Genomic DNA, 23,733 nt, shown 5'->3' on the forward strand with positions numbered 1-23,733 from the left:
CATATAACTTACGCCCGCTCGATCGCCAAAGCGATGCCCTGACCGCCGCCGATGCACATGGTTATCAGTGCGGTTTTGCCCCCCGCACGTTCCAGTTCTGCCAGCGCTTTGGCAACCAGTATCGCACCCGTAGCACCAACAGGATGGCCCAAGGCAATCGCGCCACCGTTGGGGTTGACGCGAGCCGGATCGAGGCCGAGCGCTTGGGTCACGGCAATGGCTTGGGCGGCGAAAGCCTCGTTCGATTCCACCACGTCGAAACTGTCTGGTTTGACCCCTAGTTTGGCACAAAGCGCCTGAACGGCTGGGATCGGACCAAGGCCCATCACTTTGGGATCAACCCCCGCCACCGCGTAGCCCATGATGCGGGCGCGGGCGTGGCCCGGATTGCCGCGCGACAGGATCACGGCTGCCGCGCCGTCGTTGATATCCGAGGCATTGCCCGCCGTGACAGTGCCATCCTTGGCAAACGCGGGGCGGAGGTTTGCGAGGGCGTCAAGCGTGGTGGCTTTGGGGTGTTCATCTTGCGCGAAGAGGGTGTGTCCCTTGCGGCCCGTCAGTTCAATCGGGTCAATCTGATCGACAAAGCGGCCTTCCGCAATCGCGCGGGCGGCGCGGGTTTGCGATTCCAAAGCGAAGGCGTCCTGCGCCTCGCGCGTCAGGCCGTAACGTGCGGCGACATTCTCGGCGGTGACGCCCATGTGCCCGGTGCCGAACGGGCAAGTCAAAGCACCCGTCATCATGTCGAGCATCTTGGTATCACCCATCTTCTGGCCAAAGCGCGCAGACTGCACGGCATAGGGCGCGCGGCTCATGCACTCCGCACCACCTGCCAAGGCAATTTCCGCGTCGCCCAGCAACAGCATTTGCATGGCCGAAACGATGGCCTGCGCACCGGAACCACATAGACGATTGACGTTCATCGCGGGCGTGGTTTCCGGCACCCCGGCCTGCATCGCGGCGATGCGGGCCAGATACATATCGCGCGGCTCGGTGTTGATGACATGGCCGAAGACCACTGTACCGACCTGCCCCGCTTCGATCCCCGCCCGCGCGATGGCGGCTTTCGCGGCATGGGTCGCGATGTCGATCGTGGACATGGCGGCGAGAGAGCCGCCGAAACTGCCGATGGCGGTGCGCGCGGTGGAGAGGATGAAAATGTCAGTCATGGCAGTCATGGGGCGGGCCTCTAGGGTTTGACGCGATCCGGATGCGCGGCGGCGATGGCGGGGATTTCGCGCAGGTTTGCCACGATCTTTGCGGTTTGGGGGAAGGACGTCACGTCAATGCCAACACGCTCGGCATTATAGATCTGCGGCACAAGGCAAAGATCGGCCATCGTCACGCTATCGCCGTGGCAGTAGCGGCCTGCCGTGGTCAGCATCGCCTCAAAAGCGGTCAGACCCTTGGTGATGTAATGGCGGGTCCATGCCTCACTGGTCATCACGCCCATTGATCCTACGTGATCACGAACGGTCAGGTTGCAGACCGGGGCGATTTCCATCGCAATAGCGTAAGATAAAGCGCGGACGTGGGCGCGGGCCGCGGGATCTTTCGGCAGCAAGCCGCCGCGCGTTTCATCCAAATATTCGATGATCGCAAGCGATTGCGTCAGCCGCAGGCCGTCAATGTCGAGCGTTGGCACCAACCCCTGTGGATTGCGCGCAACATTGTCAGCCCCACGTTGTTCACCTTTCACCAGATCGACCGGGTTGCTTTCATAGCGCAGGTTCAGCAGGTTCAGTGCCATCCGCACGCGGTAAGCGGCGGACGAGCGCCAGTAGTCGTAGAGCTTGATCATTTTTCCTCCAACAGACGCAGCAAGGCAGCACGAAACAGCGGGGCATCCGCCCCAATCTGGTCCAAGATTTGTGTTTGATACGCGTCGGCAATCGGCACGATGCGGGCGATCAGATCTTGGCCTTTCGGGGTCAGCCGCATATCCAGCAGGCGACGGTCCTCAAGGTTTTCCCGCTTTTCGATCAGACCCGAGGCCTCTAATCGCGCCGCAGCCCGGCTGACCTTGGATTTGTCCATATCGACGCGCGCTTGGATCTCACGCACTGACACCTGATCCACCTGCGCCAGGTGCGCCAACACCCGCCATTCGGGGATCGTCAGGCCAAACTCGGTGCGGTATAGCTCGGCAAAGCCCTTGGAAATCCGGCTGGCGACGACGGCCAACTGGTAGGGTAAGAACGCGGAAAGATCGAAACTCATCATCAAGCCTCATGTTTTACCTAAGCCTGCCTGCTGGTGGGGAATTTCGCAAGCGCGTACGGTTGACAGTGCAGTGCGGGCGGGGGACACCATGCGCGGCAAACCGGAGATCCCCTTGCGCGACCTGATCAAAACCAATGCGGCGCTGCTGGCGATCAGCATTGCCAGCTTCATTCTGATGGGCGCGGGCACAGCGCTATATGGCCCGGCGCTGCCAGTATTTGCGCGCGGATTTGATATCCATATCGGCACGGCAGGGCTGCTGATTTCGGCGCATTGGATCGGGTGTTCGATCGGTGTGGGGACGATGTTCTTTGTTGGCGCGCGCGCGACGCCCCGGCATGTGGTGATGGCGATGACACTGGGTGCGGCACTGATGGCGCTGGGGGCCAGTTGGGCGCTGACGGTGCTGGGGGCAGTGCTGTTCGGCGCGGGTTATGGGGCGGCCACGGTGGTGTTTAACCCGCGGATGCTGCGGGCGTTTGGCGCACGCGGGCCAGCGATGCTCAGCCTATTGAACGCGACTTTCGGCATCGGAGCCATTGGCGCGCCACTGGTCTTCGTGGCTTTGGGCAATGATGCGGTACTCAGCTTTACCATTTGCGCCGTGATCGGCGTGGTGATCACCGCCTGTGCCGGGCCTGCAGGGCGCGATGCGACGGTGGTGGCCAGCGACTCAGCCACACCATTCCGGCTGAACCTGCCAATCCTGCTCTTCGGTGCGGTGGCGATCAGCGTTGAGGCCTGCCTGACCGGGCTTGGCCCCACTGCCCTGATCAACGCGGGCCTATCCGAGACCTTGGCAGCCCAACTGCTGTCGGCGTTCTTCCTTGCTTTCCTAGCCGCCCGTCTTTGCCTGATGTTCATGGCAGGACTGCTGCCCGCCTTCACGCTGTTCACCCTATCGCTGGCCGGGGCCTGTATCTCGGCCCTGATCGCCGCCTTATGGCTGCCCGGCGTGGGTTTTGTCGGCTTGGGCTTCTGCGCGGGCATGTTCTTCCCCACAGAATACGTCACTGCCACCCGCAAGATGGGCAACAATGCCCGCGTCGCCCCCACCATCATCGGCGCTGGCCTCGTGGGCGGGGTCTTTGCGCCGCTGCTGATGTCGCCGTTTCTGGAAACCATGGGCCAGCGCGGGTTTTTCTGGGTGGTCGCCTGCACCACTGGCCTGCTGTCGCTTGGCGCTTTGGCCAATCTGCGTTCTATGAACAGCTAACCTCCATTAGTGAATTTTTCTGATGGCGGATATCCCTCTTGACATCGTTGCACTTGCAACAATATTTTCCTGCCATAGGTTAAACCCGATTCTGCACCGCGAGGCCGCCATGAATACCCAAAGCCTGCCCTCGGGATTGACCCGCGCTGTGACACCGGTAGGCACGCACGCCCACTACATGCCCGGCTTCGGCAATGACTTTGAAACCGAGGCTTTGCCGGGCGCGTTGCCGCAGGGCATGAACTCTCCGCAGAAATGCAACTATGGGCTTTATGGCGAGCAGCTGTCCGGCACTGCCTTCACCGCGCCGAGCCACCAGAACGAGCGGACATGGTGCTACCGCATCCGTCCCTCGGTGAAACACACGCATCGCTTTGAAAAAATTGATATTCCTTATTGGAAATCCGCTCCGCATATCGACCCGGATGTGATCTCACTCGGACAATACCGCTGGGACCCAGTGCCGCACTCCGACGCTGCGCTGACGTGGATTACCGGTATACACACAATGACCACGGCGGGCGATGTGAACACCCAAGTCGGCATGGCGAGCCACGTTTACCTCGTCACCCAGTCGATGCAGGATGAGTATTTCTTCAGCGCCGATAGCGAGCTTTTGATCGTCCCGCAGCAGGGTCGCCTGCGGTTTTGCACGGAATTGGGCGTGATTGACCTAGAGCCGCAGGAGATCGCCGTGATCCCGCGCGGGCTGGTGTATCGGGTTGAGGTGCTGGAAGGCCCCTGTCGCGGCTTTGTCTGCGAGAATTACGGACAAAAGTTCACATTGCCCGGACGCGGACCGATTGGCGCAAATTGCATGGCCAATCCGCGCGATTTCAAGACCCCGGTAGCAGCGTTTGAAGACCGCGAAGTGCCGTCCTCGGTGGTTGTGAAATGGTGCGGCCAGTTCCACCGCACCCGCATCGGCCACAGTCCGCTGGACGTGGTGGCGTGGCATGGCAATTATGCTCCGGTGAAATACGATCTGCGCACCTATTGCCCGGTCGGCGCTATTCTGTTCGATCATCCAGATCCTTCGATTTTCACGGTTCTGACCGCGCCTTCGGGCGTTGAGGGCACCGCAAACATTGATTTTGTGCTGTTCCGCGAACGTTGGATGGTCGCTGAAGATACCTTCCGCCCGCCGTGGTATCACAAGAATATTATGTCGGAATTGATGGGCAATATCTACGGCATCTACGACGCGAAACCCAAAGGCTTTGTGCCTGGCGGGATGAGCCTGCACAACATGATGTTACCGCATGGCCCAGACAAACAGGCATTCGAGGGCGCATCAAACGCGGTATTGAAGGCCGAAAAGCTAGAGGAAACCATGTCCTTCATGTTTGAGACCCGCTTCCCGCAACATCTGACTGCCTTCGCCGCCAAAGAAGCTCCGCTACAGGATGATTACATCGACTGTTGGGAGAGTCTGGCGAAGAAATTCGATGGCACGCCGGGGGTGAAATGAGAGCTGTGGTTTCACTGGTAGGAAAACTCTGCCGACTTGACAGCCACATCGGCTTGCCCGCATCCCTAGGCTTTGGGCCGCAAGCATGGGAGAGCGCGCAATGAAACTGCTGAAATCTTGGGTGGAAAGCGCGAATTCCGCGACAACCGACTTCCCGCTGAACAACCTGCCTTGCGGTGTGTTTTCCCTTGCCGATGAACCGGCGCGCTGCGGTGTGGCCATCGGTGACTTCATTCTCGATGTGAGCGCTTTGGAAGCCGAAGGCCTGCTAAAGCTAACCGATCACCCGCTGTTCGACGTGCCATTTTGGAATGAATTTATGGAGGCTGGCCCCAGCATCTGGGCCGAGTTTCGCGCCCACGTCACCGCAATGCTCATCGAAGGGGCCAGCAAGCGTTGGGTGGTCGAAGATCATCTGGTGGCGATGGGGGCCGCCGCGCTGCACTTGCCCTTCATTGTCGCCGAATACACCGATTTCTACGCTGGCCGTCACCACGCCACCAATGTCGGCACCATGTTCCGCGGCGCAGAAAATGCACTGCCCCCGAACTGGCTGCATATGCCGATCGGGTATAATGGCCGCGCCTCGTCGGTCGTGGTTTCCGGCACCGAAGTCCGCCGCCCTTGGGGCCAGTTGAAAGGCCCAGAGTTTGACCTGCCGATCTTTGCGCCTTCACGCCGCTTCGATATCGAATTGGAAATCGGCGCGATTGTTGGGCAAGCTTCCGAGCATGGCCTGCCAGTGACGGTGGCTGAAGCCGACGCGATGATCTTCGGTTATGTTTTGCTAAATGATTGGTCTGCCAGAGATATTCAAGCTTGGGAATATCAACCGCTCGGCCCATTCCAGGCCAAAGCCACCGCCACCAGCTTAAGCCCGTGGATCGTGATGAAAGCGGCGCTAGAGCCGTTCCGCACCACGACCCCGCCGCGTGAAGTCCCACTTCTGCCGCATCTGCAAGAGCCGGGACCGATGCTGTACAACGTCGCGCTAGAGGTTGGACTTACGCCTGAAGGTGGTTCTGAAGCCATCATCAGCCGCACCAACTATGCGGAAATGTACTACTCTGCACCGCAGCAACTGGCGCATCACACGACCTCTGGCTGCCCAATGAATGTCGGAGATCTTCTGGGATCAGGCACGATTTCAGGCACCACCAAGGACAGCCGGGGCAGCCTTCTGGAACTGTCTTGGGGTGGCAAAGAGCCCTTCGCGATTGCCGGCGGGACTCGGAGCTTCATCGAGGACAATGACACGTTGACCCTACGCGGAGTTGCGCTGGGAGACGGATATCGGATCGGGTTTGGCGCGTGTTCGGGCAAGGTGATCCCGGCCTTCGCGGACCTCTATGCAAGGAAGAATTGAATGACTAAGGCGTTTGCATCGCAGGGCGATCTGACCGAAAAAAAGACCTCATTCGTCGAAATCGGTGACGGAATATACGCCTTCACTGCCGAAGGTGATCCGAATTCCGGTGTGATCATCGGCGATGAGTCGGTGATGGTGATTGAGGCGCAAGCGACGCCACGACTGGCACGCAAAGTAGTGGAATGTATCCGGTCCGTCACCGACAAACCGATCAGCCACTTGGTACTGACGCATTATCACGCTGTACGCGTTCTGGGTGCAAGTGCTTATAACGCAAGGGAAATCATCATGTCTGGTGCTGCGCGCGGCATGGTGATGGAACGCGGACAAGAGGATTGGCAAAGCGAATTTGGCCGCTTTCCCCGACTGTTCCAAGGGCATGAGGAGATCCCCGGACTGACCCTGCCGACCACCACATTTAGCGATCAGATGACGGTCTACTTGGGCAAACGCCGCGTCGACATCATGCATCTGGGCCGTGCGCATACCGCAGGGGATGCGGTGGTTTGGGTGCCAGATTCCGAGGTGATGTTTACCGGCGATATCGTCGAGTATCACTCGGCCTGCTACTGCGGCGACGGGCATTTTGCCGATTGGATCGACACTTTGGAGAACATTGCGGCCTTCGATCCGGTGGCGATTGCGCCGGGGCGTGGAGATGCGCTGATAGGGCGCGAAATGGTGGGCAAAGCCATCGCCTCGACCGCTGATTTTGTGCAAAGCACCTACCGACCGGCGGCAAAAGTGGCGGCGCGCGGGGGCAGCTTGAAAGAGGCTTGGAACGCGGTGCGGGCTGAATGTGACTCTAAGTTCGCAAATTTTGCAATCTATGAACACTGCTTGCCGTTCAACGTCGCGCGCGCTTTTGACGAGGCACGCGGGATAGCGACACCTCGCGTCTGGACGGCTGAACGTGACCGCCAGATGTGGGCAGACTTGCAGGGGTAATGTGATGGCTTATGCGCATCAACCCTTTGATTATGTTGCACCTTCTGGATTGATGGCGCCCGAGCCGCGTCACAAAGTGATCATTGTTGGCGCTGGTCCGATTGGGTTGGCGATGGCGATTGAACTGGCAAATCATGGCGTGCTGGCGACGGTACTGGATGACAACAATGTGGTCTCAGTCGGGTCTCGGGCGATCTGCTGGAGCAAGCGTTCGCTTGAGATTCTGGATAGGCTTGGTGTAGGTGAACGATCCGTCACAAAAGGAGTGACATGGAAAGTGGGGCGCACATTTCACCGCGATAAAGAGGTGTTCAACTTTGATCTGCTGCCCGAGGACGGGCATAAGATGCCCGCGTTTGTGAATCTGCAGCAGTATTTCGTCGAGGAATATCTGGTGCAGCGGGCACAGGAATTGAACATTGACCTGCGCTGGAAAAATCGGGTGATTTCTGTGGATCAGAATGCGGATTTCGTCTCGATTACGGTGGAAACCCCGGACGGATCCTACATGTTGGAGGCCGACTGGGTGATAGCCTGCGACGGCGCGCGTAGTCCGATCCGGGAAATGATGGGGTTGGAGTTTGACGGCGAATTGTTCGAAGAACGCTTTCTGATCGCCGACATTGAAATGCAGGGCGATTTCGCCAGCGAGCGTTGGTTTTGGTTTGAACCGAACTTCCATCCCGGTCAATCAGCGCTGTTGCACAAGCAGCCGGATAATATTTACCGAATAGATCTTCAGCTTGGCTGGGACACTGACCCCGAAGTCGAGAAGCGGCCCGAGAATGTCATCCCGCGTATTGAGAAAGTGGTGGGTCACGCCGATTTCAAGCTGGATTGGGTCAGCGTCTACACCTTCCAATGCCGACGTTTACGAAACTTTGTTCATAATCAGATTTTGTTCGTAGGCGACAGCGCGCATGTCGTTTCGCCCTTCGGCGCGCGAGGCGGAAATGGCGGCTTGGGCGATGTCGACGCTCTCGGTTGGCGGCTGGCGGCGGTGATAAACGGTGCGGCTGCACCTGAAACCCTACAGGGGTATGATCGCGAACGGTGCTACGGCGCGGATGAAAATTTGCTGAATTCCAGCCGCTCAACGCGCTTTATGTCGCCGGAAGCGGGCATAGAGCGCTTGTTTCGCGATGCGGTTTTGCACCTTGCGGCACGGGCAGATTTTGCGCGGCCAATGGTGAATTCTGGGCGATTGTCGAAGCCCTGTATTTATCCGCTGGATGCGCCCGATGCCGATCTTCCGGTAGGCGCGCGACCGGGGGCTGTGGCACCAGATGCGCCACTGAAAAACGGTTGGATGACCGAGGCTTTAGGGCGCGATTTCGTGCTGTTGGTGTTGGGCTGCGATGCCCCAGAGCTCGGCATACGAGTGGTAAAGCCTGTGCTGACGGATATGATCCGTAGGCGCTATCTGGGCGATCAGCCACAGGCGGTTTACTTGATCAGGCCCGATCAGGTGGTTGCGGCGCGCTGGCTTTCGGCCTCGGCAGCTGAGATAGAAGCAGCCTTGGAGCAAAGTTGGGAAGGCTGAGATGATATTGAATACCAAAACAAATATTGCAGATTCAGACGGCTTTTACGCCGACCTTCTAGCTGCGCATCGGGGTCTGCCTGAGGCAGAAAGTCATGCCATGAACGCGCGGCTTGTGTTGATTTTGGCCAATCACATCGGCGACGCTGAGGTATTAACTCAGGCTTTGGCCCTGGCAAAGGCGGGGAGCTAAACCCTATTCCGGCAGTAACGCCACGCGTCCGGCTATGGTCAGTTTAAACACCTCACGACCCTCCAGAACCACCGCCGTCAAGGGCCCACCGTAAGCAGCGCTCGAGTCGATATTGACCCGATTGCCGTAATGCATTGGGGCATCCAGCGCGGTATGGCCATGCACGATGAGCGCGCCAAAATCGCGGGTGTCTTCAAGGAACCCTTTGCGGATCCAGACCAAGTCATCCTCGGTCTGTTGCTCAATCGGGATGCCGGGACGGATGCCGGCGTGGACATAAATTACCCCGCCGCGCTGGTAGTACGTCGAGCGGGATTCGAGGAATTGCAGATGAGCCTCGGGCACGGCGGCCACAGCCTCGGCATGCACCGGGGCCAGCGGGCGATCGGCGGCGTTTTTCACGCCGTAGGATTCCAAAGTTGCCGCTCCGCCGATCTTGGGGTGTAGATAGGATAGGTCGGTGCGCAGGCACGGGTCGTGGTAATTGATGTCGCGGATGTAGTTTGTGAACATGCGGTCATGATTGCCTTTGAGTACCACCCAATCTTGCCCGGCCTCGACCCCTGTGCGCAAGTATTCAACCACGCCCCGGCAATCCGGACCGCGATCCACCAGATCACCGACATGCACAATCGGGGCTGCGCCATGTTTTGCTTGATCAGCGGCAATCCAAGAATGAACCTCTCGCAGAAGTTCAATATGGCCGTGAATGTCGCCGATGGCATAGGTTCTCATGCGCGCCTCTCAGTGCAAAGGCTGGGGGCTTCACGCCCCCGGACCCGTGTTGGATATTTGCGCCAAACCAAAAGCGCAAGCCGATCACGCCACGTCGAATTGCAGCGCTTTCACCGATTGGAACATGCCAGTGGATTCGAGGGTTTCCAGCACCTTGGGGTCGATGACTTGGTCAAGATACAAGATCGCGATAGCCTGTTTGCCAATGCCCTCGCGGCCCAAGGTAAAGTTTGCGATGTTGACGTTGTTTTTCGACATCGTCATGCCGAGAAGGCCGATGATGCCTGGCACGTCATCGTTGGTGGTGTACAGCATATGCTCGCCGATTTCGGCGTCAATGTTGATGCCTTTGATCTGGATGAAGCGCGGTTTGCCATCGCTGAAGCATGTGCCTGCGACCGAGCGTTCGCGTTTTTCCGTGACCATGGTGACTTTAATATAGGCGTCAAAGGTGCCGGTTTTGTCTTGGCGGGTGGTCGAGACTTGGATGCCTTTGTCTTTCGCCACAATCGGGGCCGAGACGAGGTTCACATCGGGGTTCTGGGTTTTCAGCACGCCCGCGATGACAGCCGAGTTTAGGGCGGCAAGGTTCATCCCAGCTACGGTGCCATCATAGAGGATGTTGATTGCCTTGATCGGCTCCTCGGTCATCTGGCCGATGAACGCACCCAAATGGCTGGCGAGTTTGATCCACGGCCCCATCACGGCGGCCTCTTCGGCGGTGACGTTGGGCATATTCAGGGCGTTAGAGACAGCACCCGTCAGCAGGTAATCCGACATCTGCTCAGCCACTTGCAGGGCGACGTTTTCCTGCGCTTCGGTGGTCGATGCGCCCAAATGCGGGGTGCAGACCACGTTGGGCAGGTTGAACAGCGGCGATTCGGTGGCGGGTTCAACCTCAAACACATCCAGTGCTGCCCCGGCAACATGGCCGGATTTCAGCGCCACGGCCAAGGCGGCTTCATCCACCAGACCGCCACGTGCGCAGTTGATGATGCGCACGCCCTTCTTGGTTTTCGCCAGATTTTCCGCCGACAGAATGTTGCGGGTTTTGTCGGTCAACGGCACATGCAAAGTGATAAAATCCGCGCGGTGCAGCAGTTCGTCAAGTTCCACCTTGGTGACGCCCAGCGTCTTGGCGCGCTCGTCCGACAGGAAGGGATCGTAGGCGACGACTTTCATATGCAGGCCCACCGCACGGTTGCAGACGATGCCGCCGATGTTGCCAGCGCCGATCACGCCAAGGGTTTTGTTGAACAGCTCCACCCCCATAAACCGGGATTTCTCCCATTTGCCAGCTTGGGTAGAGGCGTTGGCCTCGGGCAACTGCCGCGCCACGGCGAACATCATTGCGATGGCGTGTTCGGCGGTGGTGATCGAGTTACCGAACGGCGTGTTCATCACGATCACGCCTTTTTTGGACGCGGCTGGGATGTCGACGTTATCCACGCCGATACCCGCGCGGCCCACCACTTTCAGGTTGGTGGCAGCGGCCAGCAGCTTGTCGGTCACTTTGGTGGCAGACCGGATCGCCAAACCATCATACTGATCAATGATCGCGGCCAGCGCGTCTTTATCTTTGCCCAGCTTGGGCATGTAATCAACCTCGACACCCCGGTCGCGGAAGATTTGCACGGCGGTTTCGGAAAGTTCGTCGGATACGAGAACGCGGGGGGCCATGAGGGACTCCTATGATTTGCGAGGGGGATGGCGGGGTAAACCCCGCCCTACGGATTGGGTAGGGCGGGGTTTACCCCGCCATCCCGTTCAAACTTGCGCGGCGATTTCCGCGTCAAAGGCATGGGCGATCCACGGCATCAGCGCCGCAACATCGGCGGTTTCCACTGTGCTGCCGCACCAGATGCGCAGGCCCGCAGGCGCGTCACGATACGCGCCGATATCATAGGCAACCTTTGCCTGCTCCAACCGCTTGGCGACAGCTTTGGCGAAAGCCTCGCCATCTTTGATGCGGGGATCGTTAAATTTCAGGCAAACCGAGGTCGTTGAGGCAATCGCCGGGGTTTCGGCAAGGTTCTGCAGCCACGGATTTGCAGCGCAAAAGTTCCAGACCACTTTCGCGTTGGCCGTGGCGCGACCGACCAGACCGGCCAGACCGCCGACCGATTGCGCCCATTTCAACGACACGAGATAATCTTCCACCGCCAGCATCGAGGGGGTGTTGATCGTCTCACCCACAAAGATGCCTTCGATGACTTTGCCCTTGCTGGTCATGCGGAAAATCTTCGGCAGCGGCCATGCGGGGGTGTAGCTTTCCAACCGCTCCACCGCGCGGGGCGACAGGATGATCATGCCATGCGCGCCTTCGCCACCCAGCACTTTCTGCCAAGAGAAGGTGGTTACATCCAGCTTGGCCCAATCAAGGTCCATCGCAAAGGCGGCAGAAGTGGCGTCGCAGATGGTCAGGCCTTGGCGGTCAGCCGGGATCGCATCTGCATTCGGCAGGCGGCAGCCAGATGTGGTGCCGTTCCAAGTGAACACCACGTCGCTGTTGAAATCGACCGTCGCAAGATCAACGATCTGGCCGTAGGGGGCGATTTTAACCTTGGCATCCAGCTTCAACTGCTTGACCACATCGGTAACCCAGCCTTCACCGAACGACTCCCACGCCAGCATCTCAACCGGACGTGCACCCAGCAGCGACCACATTGCCATCTCAACCGCGCCGGTATCCGAACCGGGGACGATGCCGATGCGATAGTCGGCGGGGACGCTCAGAATTTCGCGGGTCAGGTCAATCGCCTGTTTCAACTTGGCCTTGCCAACAGCCGCACGGTGCGAGCGACCCAAGGGCGCATCACCAAGCATATCAAGGGTATAACCGGGGATTTTGGCGCAGGGGCCAGAAGAAAAACGCGGGTTTTCCGGACGCGTCGCCGGGGCGGTGAAGTCAGCCATGGTATCCTCACAGATAAATGCCCTTCGTTGGGGAAGGGTGTCCCGCCGCCGTGCATATTGGCCCCGCCGGGGTGGCGCAAGCCAAATAATCGCGCTATTCCGGCGCATCATCTGCAAAAACCGACACAAATCTCCACTATCGGAAACACGCATGTTCGTAGCCACTTTGCTGACCAACCCCAATCGCCCCGTGCTTGACCGTGTGACGGTTGAGTCTTTGCGCAATGCTTGGGGGGGGGGGGATGCGGTCTGGCTTGATCCGGGCGTGGCGGCAGAGTTCGCGGTTGAAACGATGCCCGCCAATCGTTGGGATGTGTGGCAGGGTCTGCAAGGCATGGGCGTTGATCTGGTGGTGCAACCTGCGGCGGGTCGGCGCAAGAAACTGCTGATCGCCGATATGGACAGCACGATGATCCAGCAGGAATGTATTGACGAATTGGCCGATGAAGCGGGCGTCGGGGCCTATGTCGCCGGGATCACCGCGCGGGCGATGAATGGTGAGCTGGATTTCGAAGGTGCTCTGCGCGAACGGGTTGGCTTGTTGAAAGGCCTGCCCGTCACGGTGATCGCGGAGGTGGTGCGCGACCGCATTACGCTGATGCCGGGTGGGCCGCAGTTGCTGGCGACGATGAAGGCGAATGGCGCGCATGCAGCGCTGGTGTCGGGCGGCTTTACCGCCTTCACCTCGGCGATTGCCGGGATGCTGGGGTTTGACGAGAACCGCGCCAATATCCTGCTGATCGAGGATAACAAGCTGACGGGCCAAGTGGCGGAGCCGATCTTGGGTCGTGCCGCGAAGGTGACAGCGCTGGAGGAGATTTCGGCGCGATTGGGGATTTCGGTCGCGGATGCGATGGCGGTGGGGGATGGCGCGAATGATCTGGGGATGCTGGGGCTGGCGGGGGCCGGGGTGGCCTTGCACGCCAAGCCGAGCGTTGCGGCGCAGTGCGATTTGCGGGTGAACCACGGCGATCTGACGGCGCTGTTGTATATGCAGGGCTACGCCCGTGAGGAGTTTGCGCAATGATTATCCGGCCTGCTAGCCCGCAAGACGCCGAAGCGATGGTCACTCTGCAGAATGAGATCATCAGGATTGGCGGCACGACGGCCTATCAGACCCCGCGCGCGGCCGTGGATATGTTGCGCTATATTGCTGGCGCAAGCGTGGTTTCTTGCCATCTGGCTGATGAAGATGGGTTGATTTTGGGATTTCAGTCCATTTCGCGATCAACGCCTTTGCCCGAGGACTGGGGTGACATCGGCACGTTTGTGCAGCCAGGGCTGCAAGCGAAAGGCATTGGCGGCGCACTTTTCGCCGCCAGCCTCGCGTCGGCACGAGCGGCAGGATTGCAGGTTCTGAACGCCACCATACGCGCTGACAATGTTCCCGGGCTGGCCTATTACGGTAAGTGCGGCTTTGTTGAATACGAGTCGCAGCCGGATTGGGTGCTGGCGGATGGCCGCAAGGTCGGACGGGTGAGCCGCCGGTTTGATTTGTGAGGCAGAATGATTGATGTTTGAAATCGCGATGCATCTGACCCTGCTGCTGGTCTGCGCCGCTTTCGTTGCGGGGTTTGTCGATGCGATTGCGGGGGGTGGCGGATTGATCTCGGTCCCTGCCCTGCTGCTGGCCGGGGCGTCGCCGATTGAGGCTTTGGCGACCAACAAACTTCAGGGCAGTTTCGGCGCAGGCACGGCGGCGCTGGCCTATGCGCGGGCTGGCCATGTGAAGCCGATGGAGCAGTTGGGAATGGCGGCGGTTTCAGCCTGTGGTGGCGGTTTGGGCGCCCTAGTGGCGCATCTGATGCCTGCCGAGGTGTTGCGGTTGATCATGCCGGTGGTGCTGGTCGCGGTGGCTTTGTTTTTCGCGTTCAAGCCGGGGTTGACCGATGCGGACCGGGTGGAGCGCATCAAGCCTGCAGTGTTCACTTTCACTGCGGTGCCGATGATTGCCGCTTATGATGGTTTCTTCGGGCCGGGGACGGGTAGCTTTCTGATGCTAGCCTTTGTGATGCTGGCGGGGTTTGGGGTGTTGAAGGCGACGGCGCATACTAAGATGCTGAACTTTGCCTCGAATATCGGCTCGCTCGCGGTGTTTGTTTGGAGTGGGGCGACGTGGTGGGGGGTTGGGCTGGCGATGGCCGTGGGTCAGGTCGCGGGGGCGGCTTTGGGGGCTAAGCTTGCAATGCGGATCGGAGCACGGTTGATCAAGCCTTTGCTGGTGGTGACGTCGACGGCGATGGCGTTGCGGTTGTTGTGGCAGGCTTTTGGCTGAGGTCCCAACTCGGGACCAAATTTTATTGTTTTATGTCAGTGAGTTGACATAGGCCCGTTAAGGGATTTTTAACGCTCTCGCTTTGTGCAGAGGTAGAACTGGGGGTTTCACACCCCCAGACCCCTGCGGGATATTTAAGCGCAGAGGATGACAATTTTAGTAGAGTTTGCCTTCACATTGGCTCAAATACTCCACGGGGGTGTGAAACCCCCGGCATGGGTGGTGCAGCGCGTAGCGGCTGATATTTACTGCCCCCAATCGGCGGCTTGCATTTCACGCAGACGGCTGGCGGTGCGCTCGAACTCAAAGCTACCGGAGCCTTCGATATACAGGCGTTCGGGTTCATCCGCCGCCGAGCAGATCAGTTTGGTTTTCGCCTCGTATAAAGCGTCGATCAAGATGACGAAGCGTTTGGCCTCGTTGTAGTTGCTGGCGGAAAGCTGCGGGATGTCTTCGAGGATCAGCACGCGGACGGCGCATGCGATGGCGAGGAAATCGGCGGGGCCGAGGGGTTTGGCGCATAGCTCCCAGAAGCTGGCGCGACCGATGCCATTGGCGAAACGGGGCAGGATGGTTTCACGGCCATTGACGGGCAGGCGGAGGGGTTCGCCGGGTGCCCCCCCTGTCAGGTCGCGCCAGATGGCGTTGATTTCGCCATGGGCTTTACCTGCGGGGTGGAAATAGACCTGCGCGCCTGTCAGGCGGTGTTGGCGGTAGTCGTTGAGCGAGGCGATTTCCGCGACCTCCAGCCGTTCGCGCAGCATGGCGATGAACGGCAGGAACAAGGCCCGGCTTAACCCGTCTTTATACAAATCCTCGGGTGGGCGGTTCGAGGTGGTGACGATCACCACGCCTGCAGCCAGCAGCTTTTCGAACAGGCGGCCAACGATCATCGCATCAGTGATATCGGTGATCTGCATTTCGTCAAACGCCAGCAGGCGGATATCGCGGCTGATCGCCTCGGCCACGGGGGCGATGGCGTCGTCAACACCGCCCTTGCGCGCCTCGTGTATGGCGTGGTGGATTTCCTGCATGAAGGCATGAAAATGCACCCGGCGTTTCTGCGTGATGTTCAGATGGATACAGAACAAATCCATCAGCATTGACTTGCCACGCCCGACACCGCCCCACAGATAAAGCCCTTTCGGCGGGGTCACGGGTTTGGCGAACAGGCCCGCGAACAGGCCGACTTTTCGGGTGGCATTTGCCTCTAGCCAGACCCGCAAGTCTTCCATCAGCGGCAGCAGCGCCAGTTGCGCGGGGTCGGGGCGCAGGCGGCCTGCGGCCACTTCGGCCTCATAAATCTCGGTCAGGGTCATTCGCATACCGTTGCATACCAGCGCCTCCGGGTGGAGGGAAGTCTGGGCCAGTTTAGATACGGCAGCCGGGATGGCAATCTCGGGCTTGATCCGGCGCTGTTGGCGCTGCAAACTGACCTCAGGTTTTTCCTTTAGGCCGCCGCTGTTTTTTCTAGGTGGCAGATTTAGAAGCGCTATTGTGGGCCGAAACGCCCGTTGGATTGAGGTTTGCATGTCTTGGTATAGCAAGGTTGCGTGGAAGGAAGGGCTGTTCTTGCAGCCGCACCACTTGCAGCAAAGTGATCGCTATGTGGAAAAGCTGATCGAGGCGCGGGTGCGGCATGTCTCGCCCTATCCTTGGGGTATCGAGGAGATGAAGGTCAACCGCGACCGTCTGCAACAGGGGCGGATTGAATTGGCGAGCGTGGCGGGGATTTTCCCCGATGGCACGCCGTTTGAAGCGCCGGGGATTTCGCCTTTGCCTAGGGCGGTTGAGGTGCCTGCGGGGTCGGATGGACTTGGCGTGTGGCTGACTTTGCCCGATCAGGTGATGAACGGGCGCGAAGTGGCGATGGAGGCCGAGGCGGGCTCGCGCTATGTTCTGGGGGCCGAAACGGTGGCGGATAGCGCTTCGGCTTTGCGGTTAGAGCAGCAGATTGAGGTGGCTTCGCCTCGGTTGGAGTTGGACATTCGGGCGACGGCGAAGCCCGGCTATCAGTGCATCAAGATCGCGCGGATCGTGGAAGTGCGCGACAATGTGGTGATTTTGGATGATGCGTTTCCGCCGCCTTTGCTGACGATTTCGGCGCATGGCGTGGCTTTGGGCTGGCTGGATCGGGTGATCGGCTGGGTGGAGACCAAGCTGGACAGTTTGGCGCGCTATGCGGCTGACCCTTCGGCGGCGGGCGGGTTGCAGGCGACGGATTATTTCATGTTGCTGTGTTTGAACCGTCAGATCAACGTGCTCAGGCATTTGCGGCAGAGCCGATATGTGCATCCTGAGCGGCTGTATGAGGAATTGCTGCGGTTCTCGGGTGAGTTGTGGACGTTTGATCAAGATAAGCGCTTGGCTCCGCCCTATGACGCCTATGACCATGCCGATCTGAAGGGATCGGTAGAGCCTGTCGTGCGAGATATTCAGCGGTTGTTGAGCCGTGATGTGGGCCGGGCGACGCGGTTGGATTTGGTGCAGGTGCGGCAGAATTCCTATCTCGCGCAGGTGCCGGATCGCAACCTGTTCCGCGATGCGACGTTTGTGGTCGAGGTGGAGAGTTCGCGGGCTTTGACGCTGGTGCAGCAGCAGTTTCCTTTGTTGTGCAAAGTCGGGCCGAACACCCGGATGTCGGAGATTGTGAACAACAACCTGCCGGGGATCGAGTTGATCCATATTCCGACGCCTCCCCGGCAGATCCGGGCGGTATCGCGCAATGTGTATTTCATTCTGGAGAAGAACTCGCCGCTTTGGCGGGAGTTTTCGACGGCCCCCGCGATTGGGATGCATTTTGCGGGGGATTGGCCTGATCTGAAGATGGAGTTGTGGGCCATCGTGGAGACGAAGGTATGAGCGGCAGCGGCGATGGCAAAGACAAGACCGTCATTGGCGGGATGGGGATGCCGTCGCCGTTGCCGGGGGGGGTGAACCCGATGCCGGGTGGGAAGCGGCAGGTCAGCCCGAATGAACGCACGGTGATTGGTGGCGCGCTGCCGAGGGCGGGTGGTGCGTTTGGGCCGGGCGGGTTTGGGCCGCAGGGTGGGATGCCTCCGGCCAGTTCGCCGGGGTTTGGCGGCGATACCGATGCTTGGGGCGTGCCGGCGCCAGCGCCTGCTGGTGGGGGTCAGGGTGGGTTTGCACCGATCCCGCCGGCCTCGACGCATCCGGGGGTGAATAGCCCAGGCTTTGGTGGGCAGCCGTTTGGGCAACAGCCTGCACCACGGCCAGTGGCGGGGGCGTTTGCGCAGCCGGATCAGTTTTTTCCGGATGCTTCCACCGCTCAACCGACGAATTACGCGAATACCGGGCCGAAGATTGATCTGCGTAAGGCGTTGGTGGCCAAGGGTTTGGGCGCGGGGGGGCCGAAAAGCCCGATGCTGGCGGCGGCGGCTAATCTGTTGATTTTGTTTGGACGCTTGCGGACTCAGATGGTCGAGATGGAGGCGGTTCCATTGATGGAATACGTCACCCGCGAGATTGAGGGGTTTGAGGAGAACTGTCTGAAAGGTGGGGTGGACGCGCATCAGACTCAGGTGGCGAAGTATCTGCTGTGCGGCACGGCGGATGATATCGTGCAGAATATCCCCGGCACGGATCGGCATTTGTGGATTCAATATTCGATGGTGGCGCGGTTTTTCAATCGGCGCACAAGCGGCGTTGGGTTCTTTCAGGAAGTTGAGAAGGCGTTGCAGGCCCCGGCGCAGAATTTCCAACTGCTGGAATTGGCGATGACCTGTCTTAGCCTTGGGTTTGAGGGGCAGTATCGCTCTGCCCCCAATGGCGCGGTGGAATTGGCGCGGGTGCGGGGGATGATTTATGACTCGCTGCGCCGGGTGCAGAACCGTCCGGACGACGATATCTCGCCGCGTTGGCAGCCTGTTATGGTGGGCGGGCGGCGACGGTTTGGCGGCACGCCGCTGTGGGTGATCGGATCGGTACTGGGGGTGGTGCTGATGGGGGCTTACTTTGGCCTCTCGACGCTGATCGCACAGGAGGGCTCGGTGGTGTCGCAACGGCTGTTGTCGCTGACGCCGACCTCGAAGATTTCGCTGGTGCGGGCGGTGGCGTTTACGCCGTTGGAAGTGGTTCCGGTGACCGAAAGCAGCCAGTTGGACCGCCTGCAACAGAAGATGAAGGACGATATCGCCAGCGGCTTGGTGAAGGTCGATATCAAGGGTGATTTCATCTTTATCCGCGTCAGCAATGCGGCGCTGTTTGCCAGTGGCAAGGCAGAAACCAAGCCTGAATTCAATGAGTTGGCGGCACGAATCACAGCGGCTTTGGATAAGGAACCGGGGCCTGTTTTTGTCTGGGGCTATACCGATAACGTGCCAATGTCGGGGCGCGGGCGGTTCAAGAACAATCACGATCTGTCGCAGGCGCGCGCCGAAGCGGTGCAAAAGGTGCTGGCGGTTGGCATGACCGACCCCACTCGCTTTGAGGTTGAAGGCAAGGGCGAGGCCGAGCCGATTGGCGACAATACCACCGATGATGGGCGCGGCGCGAATCGTCGGGTGGAAATCATGATCAAGCGGGAAGAGACTTTGCAATGAAGTGGGTAAAGCTTGCGCTGGTTCTGATCGGGTTTTTGGCGTTTTCCGCCGTGGTCTGGTTCGCGGGCCCGCTGATTGGATTCGGCGAGTCGCATCCGTTTGATCCGGTTTGGGTGCGCGCACTGATCATTGGTTTGCTGGCGCTGGTGCTGCTGGTCTGGGGGCTGATTGCGTTTTTGCGGCGACGCAAGGGCAGTGCTGCGCTGGAAAAGGCGATTGTCGTCGATGTGCCTACGGGCGATGGCCGCGAGTTGGCCAGTCGGATGACGGCGGCTTTGAGCACTTTAAAGAAGTCTGGTAATTCAAAGACTTATCTCTATGATATGCCTTGGTATGTGATCATCGGGCCGCCGGGTTCGGGCAAGACCACGGCCCTGGTGAACTCTGAGATTAAGTTTCCACTGTCAGGCCAGCAGGGCGGCTTACAGGGCTTTGGTGGGACTCGATACTGCGATTGGTGGTTTGCCGAAGACGCGGTGATGATCGACACGGCGGGGCGGTATACGACTCAGGATAGTGATGGGGGGACGGATAAGGCGTCTTGGACCAGCTTTCTGAATTTACTGAAGAAAAACCGACCGAAGCAGCCGATCAACGGGGTGATCTTGGCGATTTCGGTGGCCGATCTGATGAACGCGGGGCCGGACAAGATCACTGCCCACGCCGAGACGATCCGGGCGCGGTTGGGGGAAATTCACGAAACGTTGAAGGTGGATTTCCCGGTTTATGTGATGTTCACCAAGGCCGATCTGATCGCGGGGTTCCGCGAGTATTTCAGCAGCTTTGCGGCAGGGCGGCGGAAGAAGGTTTGGGGGGCGACGTTCCAGACCGAAAGCCGGAAGGAGCAGACTTTTGACCGGGTTGCGGGCGAGTTTGATGCGTTGGTGGCGCGGTTGTCGGATGAGGTTATTGACCGTCTGTCGGAAGAACCCGATGGCGTGAACCGGATCGCGATTTTCGGACTTCCCGGCCAGATGGCGATGTTGAAGGACGAGGTGGAATCGTTCCTGCGGCAGGTGTTTGAGCCGACGCGGTATAAGACGAGCGCGATCTTGCGCGGGTTCTATTTCACATCCGGCACGCAAGAAGGCACGCCGATTGATCAGGTATTGGGCGCGATGAGCCGTAGCCTTGGCGTGCAGGCGCAGCTTTCGGGCAAGGGCAAAAGTTTCTTCCTGCACGATTTGTTGACCAAGGTGATTTTTGGCGAACAGGGCTGGGTTTCTTATGATCGCAAGGCGGTGCGGCGGGCGTCTGTGCTGCGAATCGGGCTGACCACGGCGATGTTTTTAGCCTCGGCTGGCATCTTGGGGGCTTGGGGGTATAGCTATCTGAACAATCGCACGCTGGTGGCCTCGGCGCAGGCGGCGATGGCGGATTACGAGTTGGCGGCGACCGAAGATTTGCAGGCGATTGAGGTGAAGGACACCGATTTTCTGCGTGTGAGCAATGAGTTGAAGCTGCTGCGCACAATGCCCTCGGGGTTCGAGTCGCCCGAGGAGCCGGAAGGCGATTGGACGCGCGGCTTTGGGCTATCGCAGCAGGGCGCGATCCGGCAGGCGGCGCGAGATTCTTACGCGCAGGCGTTGGAGCGGCTGTTGCGGCCGCGGCTGGTGTTGCGGGTGGAAGGCCAGTTGCAACAGTTCGTTTTGGCCAATGAGCCGATCCCGATTTATGAAACGTTGAAGGTGTATAAGCTGCTCGGCGGCGCTGCACCTGCGCCGCAGGATGATCTGGTGAAGACGTGGTTCCATGATGATTGGGAGCAGGTCTTGTTCCCCGGCATCAACGAGGAACCCGCGCGCGATATGCTAAACAAACATCTGGCGGCGATGTTGGAGCTGGATGATACGACTGCGCCGACGGTGGAATTGAACGCCGATCTGGTCGCAAAAGCCGAGGTGATTTTGGCCCGGATGTCGGTAGCGGATCAGGCCTATTCTTTGATCGTGGCTACCGCGCCTGTATCTGGTCTGCCGGATTTCAACGTGGTCGAACGCGCAGGGCCGGATGCGCGGCTGGTGTTTGAGACGGTGGACGGCTCGGACCTTGGCACGCTGACGGTGCCGGCTTTGTATACCTATGCCGGGTTCAACGATTTCTTCCTAGAGCAGTTGGCGGCGGTTGCGCATAAGCTTGAGACTGAGCAATGGGTTATGGGCGAACAGGCAGCGGCGGCTAAGGTGGATGAGCAGTTGTCGCGGTTGGGGCCGCAGTTGCTGGCGCGGTATCGTGAGGATTATCTGGCGGCTTGGGATGCGGTGTTGTCGAACATCAAACTCGCGCCGATGGCGGCGGATAAACCGGCTTATATGGCTTTGTCAGCGGCATCCTCGCCGACCACTTCGCCGATTTTGAAGCTGGTTGAGGGGATCTCAGCGGAGACGAAACTGACGCAGCCGTTGGTGCCGGAAGGTGCCGTGGATAAGGCAGCCGGAGAGGCCGATGCGGTGGCGGGGGCTATTTCTCAGGCGGGCAGCGATGTGACGCAGATGATCGCGAGCCGGACCTCTGGATTGCAGCGGATTGGCCTTGATATAGCTCTGGCGGCAGGAAAATCGCAGAAGCGGGCGGGGGCGGCTGCGGGGGCTGGGCCGACGATTCCGGGCGCGGATATTGAGGCGCAGTTTGCGGAATATCACGCCTTGTTGGAGGGCTCGCCGGGGACGCGGCCGATTGATGCTTTGCTGAACTCGTTGGGGGCTATTCAACAGGGTTTGGTGATTGCGGCGGGGTTCAATCAGGCGGAGGCGAATGCGCAAATTCCGGCGCTGATTGGGCAGTTGAAGACGGCGGCTTCACGGCTGCCGCCGGAATTGTCGCGGATGGTGGGCGAGGCGGTGGATAATTTTGAGGGCGATGCAGCCTCAACGGCGGTGGCGCAGATCAACGCGGATTTGACCTCGCAGGTGACGGCGGTGTGCGAGGGGATTGTCGACGGGCGCTATCCGTTCAGCAAAAGCCCGGCACGGCAGGTGCCTTTGTCGGAGTTTGCGCAACTGTTCGCGCCGGATGGCGTGCTGGACCGGTTCTTCAACGCCAATTTGGCGATCCACGCCAATATGGGCGCGGGGGATTGGACGTGGCGCGATGACAGCCCGCTGGCGAAGAAGCTGTCGTTGCAGAGTTTGCGGCAGTTTCAGAAGGCGGCAGCGATCCGGGATGCGTTTTTTCCGGGGCGATCTCCGGTCGTCAAGTTGGACATAACGGTGAACCAGATCACTGCGCATGACCGGATCAAGCAATCGATTCTGGTGATTGACGATCAGCCGATCCAGATGCGGCAGGCGGGAAATACGCCGGTTACCGTGACGTGGCCGGGTGGGGCGGGAAATACTTCGGTGCAGTTGTTGCCCGAAATGAACAACCGCGAAAGCCAGATCATGTATCAAGGGCCGTGGGCGTTGTTGCAGTTCATCCGCGATGGCAATCCGCGGCAGATTGGTGACGTGATGCAGGTGGATTATGTGATTGGCGGGCGCAATATCACCTATGAAATCCGGGTGAATGCGTTGGTCAACCCGTTCAACATGGCGGAACTGCGTGAGTTCCGCTGCCCGACAGGCCTGTGATGCTGGCGCTGTATGGCAAACATCCGTCGAAGGGAGATTTCATCGGCGGCGGTTTGCCGGTTCAAGCGTGGTTGGAGGGCTGGCTGGATTCGGCTTTGGCCGAGGCGCGGCATGGCTTGGATGCTGAATGGGAAGGCGTTTGGGGATCGGCGCGCCCCTTGCGGTTCTGGATTGGGCCGAGTGTTTGGGGTGAGGCTTTGGCCGGGGTGCTGGGGGCGAGTGCCGATAAGGTCGGACGACGGTATCCGTTGCTGATCGCGGGGTTTGGCGCAGAGTGCCCACCCTGCCCGGTGATTGACCCGGCACAAGACTGGCACGGTGCAGTTGAGGCGAAGCTGGTCGAAATGCTTGCGGGTGAGACTGCCGATCTGAACGGGTTTGCAGCCCCCTGCCCTACCGCGATGCCTGCTGGCCCGCCGGAGTTTTGGGCGGCTCGGCCCGGTGCGGATGTGGTGGGGCTGCTGGAGGATATCGCGACCACAGATCACCACCGCGCCAGCCACAATCGCAGTTATTGGTGGATCGCGGGGGATGACTTTGGCCATTCTCAGGTTTGGGCGGGTGAGGGTTTGCCCTCGGGCCATGTACTTGCGTGGTTTTTGCGCGGGTATGCCGAAAATGCTTAGGCAGGTTGGGGCTAGGCAGTTGCATAGGTTTCCGCCTAAGCTGACCAAATGTTTTCAGCCCCCGGATTTTCAGCCTTGGGGGCA

At 59.6% G+C, this 23,733-nt stretch carries 20 protein-coding genes; 13 read left to right on the top strand and 7 right to left on the bottom strand.

The annotated features are described in order from the left end of the window. Positions 1 to 8: 8 nt before the first annotated feature. From bktB to AKV04_RS21530, 3 genes are read right to left on the bottom strand one after another with little or no spacing between them, the layout of a single operon-like run. Complete coding sequence (gene bktB, locus AKV04_RS21520; RefSeq protein WP_054008542.1) at positions 9 to 1,169, bottom strand: beta-ketothiolase BktB; 1,161 nt, start codon at positions 1,167 to 1,169, stop codon at positions 9 to 11. A 20-nt stretch (positions 1,170 to 1,189) separates the two neighbouring features. Next, positions 1,190 to 1,801: a maleylacetoacetate isomerase gene (gene maiA, locus AKV04_RS21525; RefSeq protein WP_054008427.1), complete on the bottom strand. Its 612-nt coding sequence runs from the start codon at positions 1,799 to 1,801 to the stop codon at positions 1,190 to 1,192. After that, entirely contained in the window at positions 1,798 to 2,220 is a 423-nt protein-coding gene (locus tag AKV04_RS21530; protein WP_054008428.1) for a MarR family winged helix-turn-helix transcriptional regulator, read from the bottom strand. Before AKV04_RS21530 ends, maiA begins: the two co-directional genes overlap by 4 nt. Positions 2,221 to 2,311: 91 nt before the next feature. On the opposite strand from AKV04_RS21530, the gene AKV04_RS21535 reads away from it, so the two are divergent. The 6 genes from AKV04_RS21535 (at position 2,312) to AKV04_RS21560 (ending at position 8,963) form a co-directional block, all read left to right on the top strand. Then, on the top strand, positions 2,312 to 3,439 hold the full coding sequence (locus AKV04_RS21535) for an MFS transporter (RefSeq protein WP_054008429.1): 1,128 nt from the start codon (positions 2,312 to 2,314) through the stop codon (positions 3,437 to 3,439). Positions 3,440 to 3,548: 109 nt separating this feature from the next. Continuing rightward, the gene (hmgA, locus tag AKV04_RS21540) at positions 3,549 to 4,910 is read left to right on the top strand and encodes a homogentisate 1,2-dioxygenase (RefSeq protein ID WP_054008430.1); all 1,362 of its coding nucleotides are present in this window, start codon (positions 3,549 to 3,551) and stop codon (positions 4,908 to 4,910) included. 100 nt (positions 4,911 to 5,010) lie between these two features. Continuing rightward, the gene (gene fahA / locus AKV04_RS21545) at positions 5,011 to 6,276 is read left to right on the top strand and encodes a fumarylacetoacetase (RefSeq protein ID WP_054008431.1); all 1,266 of its coding nucleotides are present in this window, start codon (positions 5,011 to 5,013) and stop codon (positions 6,274 to 6,276) included. Continuing rightward, positions 6,277 to 7,227 carry an MBL fold metallo-hydrolase gene (locus AKV04_RS21550; RefSeq protein WP_054008432.1) on the top strand — a complete coding sequence of 317 codons (951 nt, stop codon included), beginning with the start codon at positions 6,277 to 6,279 and terminating at the stop codon, positions 7,225 to 7,227. Positions 7,228 to 7,231: 4 nt separating this feature from the next. Further along, on the top strand, positions 7,232 to 8,770 hold the full coding sequence (locus AKV04_RS21555; RefSeq protein WP_054008433.1) for an FAD-dependent oxidoreductase: 1,539 nt from the start codon (positions 7,232 to 7,234) through the stop codon (positions 8,768 to 8,770). Position 8,771: 1 nt separating this feature from the next. Further along, the gene (locus tag AKV04_RS21560) at positions 8,772 to 8,963 is read left to right on the top strand and encodes a DUF2783 domain-containing protein (RefSeq protein ID WP_054008434.1); all 192 of its coding nucleotides are present in this window, start codon (positions 8,772 to 8,774) and stop codon (positions 8,961 to 8,963) included. 3 nt (positions 8,964 to 8,966) lie between these two features. On the opposite strand, the gene AKV04_RS21565 is transcribed toward AKV04_RS21560, so the two are convergent. The 3 genes from AKV04_RS21565 to AKV04_RS21575 all read right to left on the bottom strand — a co-directional run bounded on the left by AKV04_RS21565 (position 8,967) and on the right by AKV04_RS21575 (position 12,614). Then, positions 8,967 to 9,698: a metallophosphoesterase gene (locus AKV04_RS21565; RefSeq protein WP_054008435.1), complete on the bottom strand. Its 732-nt coding sequence runs from the start codon at positions 9,696 to 9,698 to the stop codon at positions 8,967 to 8,969. A gap of 84 nt (positions 9,699 to 9,782) precedes the next feature. Further along, a complete protein-coding gene (gene serA / locus AKV04_RS21570; protein WP_054008436.1) occupies positions 9,783 to 11,378 on the bottom strand; it encodes a phosphoglycerate dehydrogenase in 1,596 nt (531 codons plus the stop codon). Between the two features lie 87 nt (positions 11,379 to 11,465). Beyond that, positions 11,466 to 12,614: a phosphoserine transaminase gene (locus AKV04_RS21575; protein WP_054008437.1), complete on the bottom strand. Its 1,149-nt coding sequence runs from the start codon at positions 12,612 to 12,614 to the stop codon at positions 11,466 to 11,468. Positions 12,615 to 12,765: 151 nt separating this feature from the next. Here AKV04_RS21575 and serB point away from each other — a divergent pair, with 151 nt between their 5' ends. The 3 genes from serB to AKV04_RS21590 are packed head-to-tail and all read left to right on the top strand — an operon-like array spanning position 12,766 to position 14,889. Next, on the top strand, positions 12,766 to 13,641 hold the full coding sequence (gene serB / locus AKV04_RS21580) for a phosphoserine phosphatase SerB (protein ID WP_054008438.1): 876 nt from the start codon (positions 12,766 to 12,768) through the stop codon (positions 13,639 to 13,641). After that, complete coding sequence (locus AKV04_RS21585) at positions 13,638 to 14,114, top strand: GNAT family N-acetyltransferase (protein ID WP_054008439.1); 477 nt, start codon at positions 13,638 to 13,640, stop codon at positions 14,112 to 14,114. The genes serB and AKV04_RS21585 overlap by 4 nt, the downstream gene beginning before the upstream one ends. 13 nt (positions 14,115 to 14,127) lie before the next feature. Beyond that, a complete protein-coding gene (locus tag AKV04_RS21590; RefSeq protein ID WP_054008440.1) occupies positions 14,128 to 14,889 on the top strand; it encodes a TSUP family transporter in 762 nt (253 codons plus the stop codon). A gap of 245 nt (positions 14,890 to 15,134) precedes the next feature. On the opposite strand, the gene zapE is transcribed toward AKV04_RS21590, so the two are convergent. Beyond that, positions 15,135 to 16,214 carry a cell division protein ZapE gene (gene zapE, locus AKV04_RS21595; protein ID WP_082351793.1) on the bottom strand — a complete coding sequence of 360 codons (1,080 nt, stop codon included), beginning with the start codon at positions 16,212 to 16,214 and terminating at the stop codon, positions 15,135 to 15,137. 205 nt (positions 16,215 to 16,419) lie between these two features. On the opposite strand from zapE, the gene tssK reads away from it, so the two are divergent. The 4 genes from tssK to tagF are packed head-to-tail and all read left to right on the top strand — an operon-like array spanning position 16,420 to position 23,649. Then, complete coding sequence (gene tssK / locus AKV04_RS21600; RefSeq protein ID WP_054008442.1) at positions 16,420 to 17,751, top strand: type VI secretion system baseplate subunit TssK; 1,332 nt, start codon at positions 16,420 to 16,422, stop codon at positions 17,749 to 17,751. Then, on the top strand, positions 17,748 to 19,451 hold the full coding sequence (gene tssL, locus AKV04_RS21605; RefSeq protein ID WP_054008443.1) for a type VI secretion system protein TssL, long form: 1,704 nt from the start codon (positions 17,748 to 17,750) through the stop codon (positions 19,449 to 19,451). The genes tssK and tssL overlap by 4 nt, the downstream gene beginning before the upstream one ends. After that, the gene (tssM, locus tag AKV04_RS21610; RefSeq protein WP_054008444.1) at positions 19,448 to 23,023 is read left to right on the top strand and encodes a type VI secretion system membrane subunit TssM; all 3,576 of its coding nucleotides are present in this window, start codon (positions 19,448 to 19,450) and stop codon (positions 23,021 to 23,023) included. Before tssL ends, tssM begins: the two co-directional genes overlap by 4 nt. Then, positions 23,023 to 23,649 (top strand): type VI secretion system-associated protein TagF, encoded by a 627-nt coding sequence (gene tagF / locus AKV04_RS21615; RefSeq protein WP_054008445.1) that lies wholly within the window; start codon positions 23,023 to 23,025, stop codon positions 23,647 to 23,649. Before tssM ends, tagF begins: the two co-directional genes overlap by 1 nt. Positions 23,650 to 23,733 lie beyond the last annotated feature (84 nt).

Source organism: Cypionkella psychrotolerans (genome assembly GCF_001294535.1).
GTDB classification, from domain to species: Bacteria; Pseudomonadota; Alphaproteobacteria; order Rhodobacterales; family Rhodobacteraceae; genus Cypionkella; species Cypionkella psychrotolerans.